This is a genomic window from Methylolobus aquaticus, from assembly GCF_054172105.1.
Window position 1 is genome coordinate 1 of the sequence record NZ_JBSYXP010000015.1, and the last position, 13,143, is coordinate 13,143.

12 protein-coding genes are annotated in these 13,143 nt (G+C 62.5%); 10 read left to right on the plus strand and 2 right to left on the minus strand.

The genetic code is table 11. From position 1 onward, the window contains the following. A partial coding sequence (locus ACW73L_RS17570) for a sigma-70 domain-containing protein (protein ID WP_498923883.1) occupies window positions 1-456 on the plus strand: 456 nt, incomplete at its 5' end. Window positions 457-1,119: 663 nt separating this feature from the next. Here ACW73L_RS17570 and ACW73L_RS17575 read toward each other — a convergent pair. Continuing rightward, the gene (locus ACW73L_RS17575; RefSeq protein WP_498923884.1) at window positions 1,120-1,998 is read right to left on the minus strand and encodes a LysR substrate-binding domain-containing protein; all 879 of its coding nucleotides are present in this window, start codon (window positions 1,996-1,998) and stop codon (window positions 1,120-1,122) included. Between the two features lie 163 nt (window positions 1,999-2,161). On the opposite strand from ACW73L_RS17575, the gene ACW73L_RS17580 reads away from it, so the two are divergent. From ACW73L_RS17580 to ACW73L_RS17600, 5 genes are all read left to right on the plus strand, one after another. Continuing rightward, window positions 2,162-2,692, plus strand: a complete 531-nt coding sequence (locus tag ACW73L_RS17580; protein WP_498923885.1) for a peroxiredoxin — start codon at window positions 2,162-2,164, stop codon at window positions 2,690-2,692. A 111-nt stretch (window positions 2,693-2,803) separates the two neighbouring features. Continuing rightward, on the plus strand, window positions 2,804-4,156 hold the full coding sequence (gor, locus tag ACW73L_RS17585; RefSeq protein WP_498923886.1) for a glutathione-disulfide reductase: 1,353 nt from the start codon (window positions 2,804-2,806) through the stop codon (window positions 4,154-4,156). 357 nt (window positions 4,157-4,513) lie between these two features. Further along, on the plus strand, window positions 4,514-7,549 hold the full coding sequence (locus ACW73L_RS17590) for a PAS domain S-box protein (RefSeq protein ID WP_498923887.1): 3,036 nt from the start codon (window positions 4,514-4,516) through the stop codon (window positions 7,547-7,549). Beyond that, entirely contained in the window at window positions 7,522-7,875 is a 354-nt protein-coding gene (locus ACW73L_RS17595; RefSeq protein WP_498923888.1) for an HU family DNA-binding protein, read from the plus strand. The genes ACW73L_RS17590 and ACW73L_RS17595 overlap by 28 nt, the downstream gene beginning before the upstream one ends. After that, window positions 7,872-8,750, plus strand: a complete 879-nt coding sequence (locus tag ACW73L_RS17600; RefSeq protein WP_498923889.1) for a sterol desaturase family protein — start codon at window positions 7,872-7,874, stop codon at window positions 8,748-8,750. The genes ACW73L_RS17595 and ACW73L_RS17600 overlap by 4 nt, the downstream gene beginning before the upstream one ends. A gap of 81 nt (window positions 8,751-8,831) precedes the next feature. On the opposite strand, the gene ACW73L_RS17605 is transcribed toward ACW73L_RS17600, so the two are convergent. Continuing rightward, complete coding sequence (locus ACW73L_RS17605) at window positions 8,832-9,242, minus strand: BLUF domain-containing protein (protein WP_129884996.1); 411 nt, start codon at window positions 9,240-9,242, stop codon at window positions 8,832-8,834. Between the two features lie 335 nt (window positions 9,243-9,577). Here ACW73L_RS17605 and ACW73L_RS17610 point away from each other — a divergent pair, with 335 nt between their 5' ends. From ACW73L_RS17610 to ACW73L_RS17625, 4 genes are all read left to right on the plus strand, one after another. Next, window positions 9,578-10,990, plus strand: coding sequence for a hypothetical protein (locus tag ACW73L_RS17610; RefSeq protein WP_498923890.1), 1,413 nt, complete (start codon window positions 9,578-9,580; stop codon window positions 10,988-10,990). A 69-nt stretch (window positions 10,991-11,059) separates the two neighbouring features. Then, on the plus strand, window positions 11,060-11,437 hold the full coding sequence (locus ACW73L_RS17615) for a hypothetical protein (protein ID WP_498923891.1): 378 nt from the start codon (window positions 11,060-11,062) through the stop codon (window positions 11,435-11,437). A 210-nt stretch (window positions 11,438-11,647) separates the two neighbouring features. Continuing rightward, window positions 11,648-12,172 carry a hypothetical protein gene (locus ACW73L_RS17620; RefSeq protein ID WP_498923892.1) on the plus strand — a complete coding sequence of 175 codons (525 nt, stop codon included), beginning with the start codon at window positions 11,648-11,650 and terminating at the stop codon, window positions 12,170-12,172. A 285-nt stretch (window positions 12,173-12,457) separates the two neighbouring features. Next, window positions 12,458-13,090 (plus strand): glutathione S-transferase family protein, encoded by a 633-nt coding sequence (locus ACW73L_RS17625; protein WP_498923893.1) that lies wholly within the window; start codon window positions 12,458-12,460, stop codon window positions 13,088-13,090. Window positions 13,091-13,143 lie beyond the last annotated feature (53 nt).

Sequence of the window (13,143 nt, forward strand, 5' to 3'; positions counted from 1 at the left end):
CTCCGCGCCTACCGCGAGTTAGCCATGAAGCTGCCGCGGGATCCGGAGCCGAAGGATGTCGCGGCGCACGTCGGCGCGTCGGTTGAAGCCGTGGAGCAGTTGCTGCACCTGAACGAGAAGCTGACCTCGCTGGACACGCCGGTGAAACTGGGCTCGGACCAGATGATGGTGGATACGGTCGAGGACGAGGCCCAGATTGACGTCACCGAGCAATTGCACGAGACGGCAGTCGAGCACCAGCTACCGGTCTGGCTGGCCAGCCTGACGCCGGTACAGCAAGAGATCCTGACCCGTCGTTTCGGTCTGAACGGCGGTGACGGCGAGACGCTGGAAGTCATCGGCGCCACGGTCGGGATGCCGCGTGAGAAAGTCCGTCAACTGCAGAATGCGGCGCTGAAGCAACTGAAGCGGCTGGCGCAGGAACAGGGCTATGACGCCGAGGTGCTGTTTCACTAAGTTGCCCGCGGAAAGGCACCGTCGCGACAGGATCACGAAAACTCAATTTCATGCAGCTGCAACGGATCCGAGCGACCTAGGATGAACTGGGCGCTCTCCGCTATGGCCGGCTACGGGGCTGCAGCTTGGTGTCCTACCTCGCTCGTCTCCAAGTTGGACTGATTCCGGGCTAGCGGCTCACCGCAGCAGCCACGCCAGCCGAAGCGTCTTCTACACTTGCAGTTGCTCCATGCTCTCCTGAGGAGACGGGAAGCCCGGATGAAAACGCCGGTGAACCCCGGGCGGGGATCGTTCTTCCCCGCCGGGGTTTTCCTTTGCGAAGCGCAAACTCCAGGCAACAGGCTCCTCGCTACCTCACCACCAAGCGCGTCCAGCGTGAAAGCGCGGCGCCCCGTACCGCCTCGATCGCCTGTCCGAGGTCCGGCTTATCGACCTTCGTTGTAACGACCTTCTCCTTCAACTCGTCCGAAAGCGCCGCCACAGTCCGCTGGCTGACGGCGCGGCTCCAAGTTGGGGCGCATCGGGTAGGGGTCGATCACCATATGGCGCGGAGTTCGCTCGACGCGTGCCGGTTCGAAATGCCTCCGGACCGGATTGCAGAACCGAGCCAGACGGAGGTCGCGGCACGCCCTTCGGATGATGCCTGCCTTCGCCCCTCGGCATTCAGCCCGCGGCCTGTCGGGCCAAGCGCCCGAGTTCGGCGAACAGCGCCGTGCGGGCGCTGGTCTTGCGCCAGACCAAGCCGATCGTGCGGCTGGGCGTCGGCGGGGAGAACGGGATGTAGCGGATCTGCTCGTCGTTCGGTCTCAAGGCTATCGTTGGCATCAACGTGATGCCCAAGCCCGCCCGGACCATCTGCCGCAGCGTCTCCAGCCCGGTGGCGCGGACATCCTGCCTCTCGTTCGCGCCGTTGAGCTGACATACCTGCAATGCCTGACCGCGCAGGCAATGACCTTCATCCAGCAACAGCAGCGACTGTCCCGCCAATTCGGCCTGATCGATCGTTTTCCGCGGCGCCAGCGGGTGGTCTGCCGGGATCGCCAGCAGAAACGCGTCCTCGAACAGGCGCTCGGCTGCCAGACCCTCCTCGGGTACCGGCAACGCCAGCAAGGCCGCGTCGAGTTGGCCGGTCTTCAACTGCTGGATCAGCCCTTCGGTTTTTTCCTCGACCAAGGTCAGCTTCACCCGGGGCAAAGCTTGCCGGATGAACGGGACGAGGGACGGAAACAGATAGGTCGACAGGGTCGGAAACGCGCCGAGACGCAGGGGCCCGGCGAGCGGATCCTTCGCCGCGTCGGCTATCTCCTTGATGCCATCGACTTCCTTTGCGATGCGCCGGGCTGACTCGATGACGCGCTCGCCCACGGCCGTCGGCAGCACGGATTTGTTCGTGCGTTCGAAAAGCTGCACGCCCAACTCATCCTCGAGCTTCTTGATCTGCATGCTCAGCGTCGGCTGGCTGACGCAGCAGCGCTCCGCTGCCTGCACGAAGCTGCGCAGCTCCGCCACGGCGGTCACGTATTGGAGGTCTCGCAAGTTCATCGGAGTTCAATTGATGAAATCGATCGTCGAAATTATAACAATCGATTTTACTGCGGAAAAAGGCTGACATAATCTGTCTCCGCACTGGACGGGAAGGGGAGCAACGCCGGCCCGTCGAAATCCCGGCCCATGACCGGACCACCCCTTAAAGCGGAGATTTACAATGACTCACACTGTCCCCCCTGCCGTTTTCAAGACCCGTGTCCGCGACGAGAGCGTCGGCGGCCCGAATCCATTCCGTTGGCAGGATGTCAGCGCCGAGGATGTGTTCAAAGGCCGCCGGGTGGTCGTATTCGCTTTGCCCGGTGCGTTCACGCCGACCTGCTCCAGCACACATCTGCCCGGTTATGAGGCCAAATACGCCGAACTCGTCGAGCAGGGTGTGGACGAGGTGTACTGCCTCAGCGTGAATGATGCGTTCACGATGTTCCAGTGGGGCAAGCACCTCGGCATCGAACGCGTGAAGATGCTGCCCGACGGCAACGGCGATTTCACGCGCCTGATGGGCATGCTGGTCAAGAAGGAGAACCTCGGTTTCGGGTACCGCTCCTGGCGCTATTCGATGCTGGTCAACGATGGCACGATCGTGCAACTGTTCGCCGAACCGGGTATCGCCGACAACCACCCGGAGGACCCCTTCGAGGTCAGCGACGTCGATACGATGCTGGCCTACCTGAAACAGTCCCGGAGCTGAGTGTCGCGCGGCTTCTGCCCATCTCCGGTGCCCTTCGAGGATACCCGGGATGGGCGGGACCGACACCGCCCGGATGTCCGACCCGGGGTCTTTCCAACGGAGCGAGGGTCCATGACGGTCGATGCGGTTGATTTGTTCGTGATCGGCGCCGGTTCCGGCGGTGTGCGCGCCGCCCGTATGGCGGCGGGTCTTGGTGCGAAGGTCGCCATCGCCGAGGACCGCCACATGGGCGGCACGTGCGTGAATGTCGGCTGCGTGCCGAAGAAGTTGTTCGTCTACGCCTCTCATTTTCGTGAAGACTTCGACGCCGCCCGCGGCTTCGGCTGGTCGGTCGACGAGGCGCGTTTCGACTGGTCGCGTTTGCTGGCTCAGAAGAACCGCGAGATCGAAAGGCTGCAGGGCGTTTACTCCAGCTTGCTGGAAGGCTCCGGTGTCGAGATCCTGCCCGGCCGGGCGACGCTGCTCGACCCCCACACGGTCGCGGTGGGCGAGCGGCGCATCACGGCGGAGCGGATCCTGGTGGCGACCGGAAGCCGGCCTTCGGTTCCGGAGTTCCCCGGCAAGGAGCACGCCGTTACGTCCGACGCGATGTTCTTTCTGGAGCACCTGCCGCGGCGCTTGCTGATCGTCGGCGGCGGTTATATCGCCGTGGAATTCGCGGGCATCATGCATGGCCTCGGGGTTCAGACCACGCTGGTCCATCGCGGCGCCAAGTTGCTCCGCGGTTTCGACGAGGCGATCCGGGATTTCCTGCCGCAGGAAATGGTCAGGAAAGGCTTGAGCCTGCGCCTGAATACCGTGATCGATCGCATCGAAAAGGCCGGGGACGGTTACTTTGCTCACACCACCGAAGGCGAGACGCTGGCCGCGGACATGGTGCTCTACGCCACCGGCCGGTCGCCGAATACGGCCGAGCTGGGGCTGGAAGCCGTCGGCGTTGCGCTGAGCGAGCAAGGCGCCGTCATCGTCGACGGGGACTATCGGACCACCATCCCTTCCATTCATGCGATCGGCGACGTCACGGACCGAGTCAACCTGACCCCGGTCGCTACTGCCGAAGCCATGGCGCTGGTGAACCGGCTCTATGCCAATCGAAGCACCCCGGTCGACTATGACACGATTCCGACCGCGGTCTTCAGTCAGCCCAACGTCGCGACGGTCGGTCTGACCGAAGCACAGGCGAGGGCGGTGCATGGCGAGATCGATGTGTATCGATCGATCTTCACGCCGATGAAGCACACGCTGTCGGGTCTGGGGGAAAAGACGATGATGAAGATGGTCGTGAACCGACAGGATGGCAAGGTGCTGGGCCTGCATATGGTGGGGCCCGGCGCCGGAGAAATCATCCAGGGCATGGCCGTAGCGCTGCGGGCCGGTGCCACGAAGGCCGTGTTCGATTCCACCCTGGGTATTCACCCGACGGCCGCAGAGGAGTTCGTGACCATGCGGACGCCTCTCGGCTGAGGGGCGTGGTGGCATGCGCGACCCAGAAAGCTACAGCGAACAGGGCGTTTACCGCATCCATAAGGTTGTCCGAGGCGCCGTACGGCTCCATTCGGTAAGGAGGGGGCGTTGATGCGTACACGGCGAAGCGTGCGTCCTCGGCCGTTCCGGCGACTCGTACTCTACCCGTGGTTGTTTCGAATGCCGGTTTTCAGTAACGCGGATTCCCTCGGCCTCATCCGCCGATTCCGCACCCTGAAACTTACCCGGGGGAGATACTCCAATGAGTAACCCCACAGGGCATATACTTACCCCCGTTTTGCAGTCCTGTAGAAACCCCCGGTACTTCCACTCCATCCGCAGTCAACATCCGATAGCATGACCGAACTTGGCGACACGAAAGGGTCGGCAGCGGGGCGCGGAGCGCCCGAGGAGGAACTGCCAGACCCGCAGCAAAGTCGGTTGGCCACGGCTCGCTACACGGCTTTGTTTGCCAACGCCCCTATTGGTATTGCCGTCATCGAAACAGCCAGCGGAAATATTCGGGATATGAACGCCCGGATGGCCGGATTGCTCGGCGTGGCGCCAGCCGCGTTGATCGACTCGCCCTGGCCGCCGGCGGAGACGCTGGCCGCGTCCGCTCCCGAGATGGCGATGCCGGCTTCGGACAACCCCCCGGGCTGTCGGATTGAGCGCTATCGCCGGCCCGATGGCATGACGATCTGGCTTAGAGTCAGCGAGGTGGTGCTCGGCGCGGACGGTAGTCCGGCGTCCGAGCGGCTGTTGATGGCCGAGGAGATCGGTGAGCGCGTTCTCACGGAAGCGCGGTCGCACGGTGAGGCGGACCATGGCCGGGCGATTCTTCGCAATACCAGCGAGGCCATTCATAGTCTGGACGGTCACGAGCGCGTCGTCGATGCCAGCGATTCTGTTTGTGGCATACCGTGCCACAATTCGGACGAGGCTTTGGGGATGGCGGTAACCCGTTGGTATGCCCAGCCCTCCAAAGATCAGCAGCTTGTCCGCGAATTGCGCGAGAGTCGGAATCGCTACGAGCAGGTGGTGGAACGAGTGCCCGTGGGTATCTACCGCTTGCGCGCGGCACGGGAAGGTTTCGTGGCGTTTGAATACCTCAGTCCCCGTGTCGGTGAACTTCTGGGGTTCGACATCAGGGACGCTTACGCCGACCTGGCCGCCGGCTTCGCAACGGTGCATCCGGCCGATCGGGAGGAACTGCTCGCCGCCAACATGCAGGCTTTTGCGAGTCTCGAGCCCTTCTGCTGGGAAGGCCGGTTCATGGTTGCCGGCGAAGTGCGTTGGGCGCGCATCCAGTCGGAGCCCACGCCCTTGGAAGGTGGGCAGAGCCTATGGGACGGGGTAGTGGTGGATATCACCGAGTCCAAGCTCGCCCAGCAGGCCCTTCGTGAGAGCGAGCAGCGTTTCCGCAGTTATTTCGAAACCCCCCTGGTCGGCATCACGATCACTTCTCCGGATAAAGGCTGGCTCGAGGTGAACGACCGTTTGTGCCAGATGTTGGGTTACTCCCGCACTGAATTGACGGAGAGGACTTGGGCGGAACTCACGCATCCGGAGGATCTGGCCGCCGACGTTGTCCAGTTCGAGCGGATCATGGGAGGTGAGACTGACGGGTATACGCTCGAGAAGCGCTTCCTGCGTGGCAACGGCGAAGTCTTGTTTGCGAACCTGAGCGTGGGCTGCGTCCGTGACGAGAATGGTGCGGTGCGATATCTGCTCGGTCTGGTCGAAGACATCGGCGAGCGTAAGCGCCTGGATGCGGAACTCAAGGCTTACCGTGAGCGGTTGGAGACGATGGTGGAGGAGCGCACTGCGGAATTGCGCACCACCAACGATCGCCTGGCTGATCTGGGGCTCGCATTGGAGAGCGTCGGTACCAGCATCATCTGGGTCGATGCCGGCAGTGGCCGTCTGCTCTCGGCCAACTCCCATGCCCAGAAGCTCCTTGGCTACACCGAGGAGGAGTTGCGTCGACTCCATGTCTGGGACGTAGACACCGGTGTCGCGCCGGAAACTTTTCCGCAAGTCGCCGCGGCGATCAGGGAGCGGGGTTACCTTCACTTCGAGACCGATGTGAAGGCGAAGAACGCATGCCGCTTCCCGATCGAGGTAACGGTCCACTACAGGGAGCCCAGGGATGGGCAGTCAGCCCAACATATCGCGTTTGGTGTCGACATCAGCCAGCGCAAGGGCGCCGAACAGGCCCTGAAACAGGCCAAGGAGGCAGCTGAGGTCGCTACCGTGGCGAAGAGCGTCTTTCTCGCCAATATGAGCCATGAAATCCGGACGCCGCTCAACGGTATTCTGGGGCTGGCGCACATCCTCCTGACGGATCCCCTCCTGACACCGGCCCAAACCCGCCAGCTGGGCAAGATCGAAGCGGCCGGTAAACATTTGCTTCGTGTCATCGAGGACATTCTCGATCTTTCCAGAATCGAGGCCGGCAAGATGGAACTCGACCCGGCGGATTTTCGCCTCGACGACCTGCTGCGCACTTTGCTCGCCGGCGTCGAGCCACTGGCTCTCGCCAAGGGTCTGAGTCTCACGGTGGATGTGGATGGGGTGCCTTCCAGCCTGAAGGGCGATGTCACCCGCCTTAACCAAGCCTTGCTGAACTATCTCGGCAACGCGGTGAAGTTCGCCGACAAGGGCGGAATAACGCTCCGCGGAAGGGTGCTGGATACGACTGCCGAAGACTACCTGATCCGGTTCGAGGTCAGCGACACCGGACCGGGCATCCCTCTGCGGCAGCAGGCGCGGTTGTTCGAACCCTTCGAGCAGGCTGATGGCTCGCGAAGCCGCCGCCATGGCGGTTCGGGACTCGGACTCGCCATCACTCGGCAGTTGGCCCAACTGATGGGCGGGGCAGTCGGCGTGGACAGCCGGCCCGGAAAAGGGAGTACCTTTTGGCTCACGGCTCGGCTGGGCGAGAGCTGTGATCCCTCAGTCGACCGCAGGCATGAAGCGGTCGTCGGGCCAGCCCTCCTGAAGGACTTTGTCGGCGCCAGGATCCTGGTGGTGGAAGACGACTTCATCAACCAGGAAGTCATGAGCGCGCTGCTGGAGAAGGGCGGCCTGTGCCCGACTATTGCAGCCGACGGCAACGAGGCGTTGGCGTCCGCCATGGGCAACCGTTACGCAGTGATACTCATGGATATGCAAATGCCTGGTATGGACGGACTGGAAACCTCGCGCCGGCTGCGCCAGATGTCAGCGTATCGGGAAGTCCCTATCTTGGCCATTACCGCCAACGCGTTTGCGGAGGATCGGCAGGCCTGCCTTGATGCGGGCATGAACGACTTTCTGTCCAAGCCCGTGGAGCCCGGCCGCCTTTATCAGAAACTCCTGCAGTGGCTCGACAGTCGCGCACCTCGTTAGGGCAATCATGGCATTTCGAGATCACACGGGCCGTTGGCGAAGGCGAGACCGGAACCTTCATTGCGTTACCCCTCTTCAAAGCGGCTGAAACAGAAGCCCACGAAGGGCGAAACCCGGCGACGGGTGACACGCACCGGATCGCAGCCTCAGGCACGCCGAAGTTCGTACTCCGCAAGGCCTTCAAGCAGCAGATCCACTGGGGAATACATCAGCCATCGTTGATTCTTGACGCCCAGCAAACAACGCATTGCCCCGGCGAGGAAACTGTACCCGCAATGCAGTGTCTGTCGAATAGATGCCAAACGTATCAGGGACACGGACCATGAGTGATGGCGCGCAACCGATTGCGGTGACGACCGAAGCCGGATTCTTCAATGACGACGGGCTCGCGCTGTTGTTGGTGGCGACCCTGGCCCTGCTGTGGTGGGTGGAGATGCGGCGCCCCTTTCTGAGGCCGGGGCTCCGGGCCTTGAAGAACTCTTACCTGACTAACCTTGAAACGTTCCTGTTCAACGATATCACCTTGTCGGTGCTATCAATTCCTACCTTGATGTTCGTCGCCCAGCAGCTGTCCGGGTACGGCCTGCTCAGTCAGATGCCAGACGGACCGTTGAAGTACGGCCTGACCTTTGTCCTGCTGGATCTGGCGCTGTATGGGTGGCACTACCTGACCCACCATGTCGATGCCTTATGGGTGTTCCATCGCGTGCACCACAGTGACAGGGTGTTCAATGTCACCACGGGTTTGCGTTTTCATTTCGGCGAATTGTTCCTGGAGGTGCTGGTCCGCGTCGCCTTCATCGGCTTGATCGGCGTCAGTGCCCCGGTCGTGCTGGTCAGCCAGACCGTCATTTCCATTTTCGTGTTGTTCCATCACACGAACATCCGCTTCCGGGGCGAGGACCTGCTGTCCCGGCTGTTCATCGTCCCCCGCTTACATCGGCTTCATCATTCGGTGCTGCGGTCGGAGCACGACAGCAACTACGGGGCGGTATTTTCGCTATGGGACCGGCTGTTCGGGACCTTACAGGATAAAGAGCCGACGGCGATCGGGCTAGCGGGCGTGGACGAACAGCACTTCGTCGATCTCTTGCGCTACGGCCTTCCGGATGTATTCCAGACGGGTGGTTATCGGGGACTCGCCCGGAGTCTCGGTAAGACCGTGCGTAGCGGCACCTACCTGAGGCCGCAAAGGTCCTAATCCAATACGCTTCAACCGGCAGAGGGCCGGGCAGACGGTTCAGGCTAGCCTGCAGTGTGGGCATTTGCCGGGGGGTAAACGTCACTCCGTGACGATTTCTAACAGGTCGTCGAGCAGGGCGCGCGTCTTCGCGGCGTCGTCACGGACGATCCGGTAATCCAGCAATTCGTTGTAAGGCGCCGAGCCGCGTTTGAACGCGCCGACGAAACCCATCGTCCAGTTCGGAAACAGGCGATCGTGCGTCAGACTGACATCGAGGATTTCGCAATCCCGATGGCGGGAATCAGCGATGATCCTCGAGTACAGGGAGATCAACTCCCGCTCGGGACCCTCCAGGACCTGCAGAAAAAAACCGTGGCCGAAACTCAGCACGCCCGTGATGCCGGAGTCGTAATTGTTGCCGCGGGATTGCTCCAAAAGGCTAGCCAAGCCCGCCTCGTCGAGGTGCACATTCGAGCGACTGGTGTAGATAAGCCGGAGTAGGGTTTTCATTACAAGCCTTTCGACCGTAGGCCAGCGGGATTTTATCCCAAGGCGCCAACACTCAGGGTTCCCGTTCAAGCCGGCGAGGCTACACCGGTTCCAGCGCCCTCAGCATTCCGGCCTTCGCGGGGATCCCGTTAATGGTCCACCCGCGGTTTCCTCGATCTCACCTAACCGATGACCATCCGTGGGCATACGGATTGTACTCAGGCGGCAAACCCGCTGTTATAGCGCTGCGCGCGCCAAGCCGTGTCGGCACTGCATGACGCCGCCGCCGGAGGCCGAACCGCGGCCTGCGTCGCTGCTCTGGCACCGCTCACGTGATGCCCAAGGGGGGTCGTCCGATGAAAAAAGTCGATATGTGGATGCCAGCGCTGCTGGCCGTTGGTCTGGCGGTGCTGGCGGCTTGCCCGTCGACTCCTCCTCCCGCTGAAGCCAAGCTGCCCCCGCCTCGCGATGTCGGCGACCCTTTGGTTGCGAAAGGACGCGAACTGTTCTTCAAGGAAACCTTTGCGGGCAACGGCCGCACCTGTGGTACCTGTCACCGGGCAGAGCACAACCTGACGATAGACCCCGCGTTCATCGCCACCTTGCCGAAGGACGACCCACTGTTCGTCGCCGAGTTCATGCCGGAACTCGCGCGTAACTTCGAGAACCCTAAGCTGATGCGGGAGTTGGGACTGATCCTCGAGAATCTCGACGGTTTTTCCGACCTTGACCGCAAGTTCACGCTGCGCGGCGTCCCGCATGTGTTTGCGCAGCGGGTGTCGATCGATAGCAATCCGCGGGACCGTTTCGAATGCTTCAGTGCGACGCGGTGTCCCCACACCGGATGGTCCGGCGACGGTGCGCCCGGCACACGCGACCTGCGGGCGTTCGCGGTCGGCGCCGTGACCCAGCACTTCACGAAGAGCCTGAACCGCCGCGCCGGCGTCGATTTCCGGTTGCCGACCGAGGCCGAGCTGGATGCGCTTGAGGCCTATCAACTGAGCCAAGGCCGGCAGGTCGAACTGCAACTGCCGCTGCCGCTGAAGAGCGCCGTCGCACTGCGGGGCCAGGCGCTTTTCGACTCGCCGACCAAGGGCAAGTGCTTCTTCTGCCACTTCAACGCCGGCGCCAACGCAGCCCCTGGCGGGCCGCTGGGCGAGGGCAATCTCAACTTCGACACCGGGGTCGAGAAGCTTCCGGACCACCCTGCCGCGCTGGCCGGCACACCGACGCCCCCGGATGATGGGCTGGGCAATCCGGGCAACGGCACCTTCAACACGCCCTCGCTGGTCGAGGCGGCCGACACCGGTCCGTTCTTCCATAACAACGCGGTTGCGACGATCGAGGCGGCCGTCGACTTCTACGATGGCGACACCTTCAATAATTCGCCGGCTGGCCAGGGCCTCGCCCGCGCGACCGGCGGCCCGATCCGGCTGGATGCGACCGAGGTCTCGGCCATCGCCGCGTTCCTCCGCGTCATCAATGCCTTGAGCAATATCGATGAACTGCAGCACATGTTGGGGGCGGTAGAGCGCAATGAGCGAAAGGACGGCGAGCATCCCCAGGATATCGTGCACCGGGCAGTGAACGATATCGACGATGCGCTTCGCGTATTGAACGAGGCCGGGCTGCACCCGGATGCCGTGGTCGATCTCAGGGAAGCGCGTGAACTGACCATCGAGGCCGATCGGCATCCCGCACAGCGCATGGATCTGGCACGTCGCGCGCTCAAGGCCGTCAATCGCGCCCGAGGCCATCTGAGCGGCTGAGGGTACACGCCCGCCGTGTGGGCCCGACGCTTTCGGAAAGCTCCACGCCCTGTTACCAAGGAGTCTGTCATGATCGCAAGAAATCTGCTTCTGTCCGTTGCGCTGAGCGCCCTGGGTGGCCTGGCGCAAGCCCAGCAGGCCACCGAGATGTACATCCCGATCGGCGCCTCCCCCGGGGTTTCCGGGAAGGCCTCCGTGGTCGGCACGATCGCCACAGTCGAAACCGAGGGTCGGCGGTTCAGCGTCAAGGTTGGGGACACCGCGGTCATGGTGACGATTCCGGAGACCGCGCCCGTGTGGCTGGACCGCAGTCGCGGGAAGGGGCCGAACCGGGCCGGCTCGCCCGTCGACCTCAAGCCCGGCCTGTCGGTCGAGGTCAAGTCACGTGAGACACTGCCGGCCGAGTCGATCACAGCGGAGTGGGTAAAGATCGCCGTGACCGATTGACCGGCACTGCGCGAAGCCAACGCGGCCGGGGTACTTCCGGCATCGGTGAAAACTCCGCGTTGGCCGCGTGTGCGACCGATAGCAAACACGGATACTATCCATACCACCACCCACAAGCGGCACAGTAGCCAGACGCCGATGATGTGGAATTGGCTCGTGTCGTCCGATCAAACCGTATACTTGCCCGGCACTGAAACAACGGAGTCATGCATGGGCGTCTTTGTGGGCAATTTCCTGGGTCTGATCACCGTACTGATCGCGGTCGGGGTCGGCTACCCGTCACTGGTGATATCGACACAGGTTTTTCTGGGGATTACCTACAGCCTGTGGCTGATTTTCCTCGGCATTGACCTGGCCACCCGCCCCAAAACCGATCTGCCCTTCTGCCGGTCGCTCGAACAGGAGGAACAAAGGACTTACCGTCGTTACCACGTGGCCATCGACTTTCCGGTCGCGGGTCATGTCTATTCCGGCTGGCTAAATTTCCTGCGGGTAGCCGGCCTGGTCTTCGCCGGCCTGTGTGCCTGGAATGGCTTGTATGTCTTGGCCGGCGCGGCCTTTCTGCTGTTTCTGTTGACGGCCGGTCTGATACACCGGAATAACCCCTGGTACTACCTGGGGCGGCAAGCGGCGCAAGGTCATGCCAGGGCCGGCGGGGAAATGGCACTGATCGAGCGGGTATTCACCCTGCGGCATGCGGGTCGGCAATCGGTCGAGGATCAGGAACTGCCCTGACGCGGAAGCTTCGGGATGCCGCGACGTTCAGCCGCTCCGGGCTGTGGGGCGCTCCCCGAGTAGCCGTCTCCCTGCACACTCGTCGGCCGTCGCCGACGCCAGCGCTGCGGCGATTCCGATTGTCGGTAATCGCGTTCTGGCGCGGGTCCCGCCACGGCAAGGAGGGCAGCGAAGCCGCCTTACCAATTGACGCGCCCGCTGCTTTCGAAGGTCAGTCGCGTCGGCATGGCACAATCCGTAGGGTCACCATGCCGACGGCTCCTCTGGCTCGGAGAAATTTCCGCGATGAAGTTCTACATGGCACCCGGGTCTTGCTCGACCGGAATCCACATTCTGTTGGAAGAACTGGACCTCGTTTTTGAAGTCCATATCGTCAACCTGCCGGCGAATGAACATAAGGGCAGGGACTATCTGGCCATCAACCCCAAGTCCACCATTCCGACGCTGGTGCGGGACGACGGTTCAGCACTCACCGAATTTCCGGCGATCGCCTGGTGGCTGGCCAGACACTATCCGAGGGCCCGGCTTCTGCCTGAATCCGTGGAAGGCGAGGCGAGGGTGCTCGAACTGCTCTGCTACATCGTCGGGACGGTGCACATGCAGGGCTTCGCTCGTATATTCGCGACTTCGAACTTCACCGACAATCCCGCCGAGCATGAGGCGGTCCGGGCCAAAGGAGAAGAGATCGTCAGCCAGGGATTTCTGATCATCAACGATGCCCTGACTGACGGGGCATACGCGGTGGGTGAGTTCTCCATCGCCGACGCAGCCCTGTTTTACATCGAGTTCTGGGCCGACAGGCTCAATATGGAACTCCCTCCCCGCTGCCGCCTGCACTATCAGCGCATGTCGAGCCGACCCGTGGTGCGGCGGGTGTTACTGGAGGAAGGCTATCGACTGCCGGATCCGGCGCGCTGAAGGGAGTGGCCTGAAACCAATCCGAGAGGCATTTTCTTGATTCCCGGTCGAAT

Excerpts from the sequence above, each read along its gene's own strand:
- ACW73L_RS17605 (WP_129884996.1), bottom strand. The coding sequence starts at position 9,242 with ATGAAAACCCTACTCCGGCTTATCTACACCAGTCGCTCGAATGTGCAC.
- ACW73L_RS17590 (WP_498923887.1), top strand. The coding sequence starts at position 4,514 with ATGACCGAACTTGGCGACACGAAAGGGTCGGCAGCGGGGCGCGGAGCG.
- gor (WP_498923886.1), top strand. The coding sequence starts at position 2,804 with ATGACGGTCGATGCGGTTGATTTGTTCGTGATCGGCGCCGGTTCCGGC.
- ACW73L_RS17580 (WP_498923885.1), top strand. The coding sequence starts at position 2,162 with ATGACTCACACTGTCCCCCCTGCCGTTTTCAAGACCCGTGTCCGCGAC.
- ACW73L_RS17625 (WP_498923893.1), top strand. The coding sequence starts at position 12,458 with ATGAAGTTCTACATGGCACCCGGGTCTTGCTCGACCGGAATCCACATT.
- ACW73L_RS17615 (WP_498923891.1), top strand. The coding sequence starts at position 11,060 with ATGATCGCAAGAAATCTGCTTCTGTCCGTTGCGCTGAGCGCCCTGGGT.
- ACW73L_RS17600 (WP_498923889.1), top strand. The coding sequence starts at position 7,872 with ATGAGTGATGGCGCGCAACCGATTGCGGTGACGACCGAAGCCGGATTC.
- ACW73L_RS17610 (WP_498923890.1), top strand. The coding sequence starts at position 9,578 with ATGAAAAAAGTCGATATGTGGATGCCAGCGCTGCTGGCCGTTGGTCTG.
- ACW73L_RS17575 (WP_498923884.1), bottom strand. The coding sequence starts at position 1,998 with ATGAACTTGCGAGACCTCCAATACGTGACCGCCGTGGCGGAGCTGCGC.
- ACW73L_RS17620 (WP_498923892.1), top strand. The coding sequence starts at position 11,648 with ATGGGCGTCTTTGTGGGCAATTTCCTGGGTCTGATCACCGTACTGATC.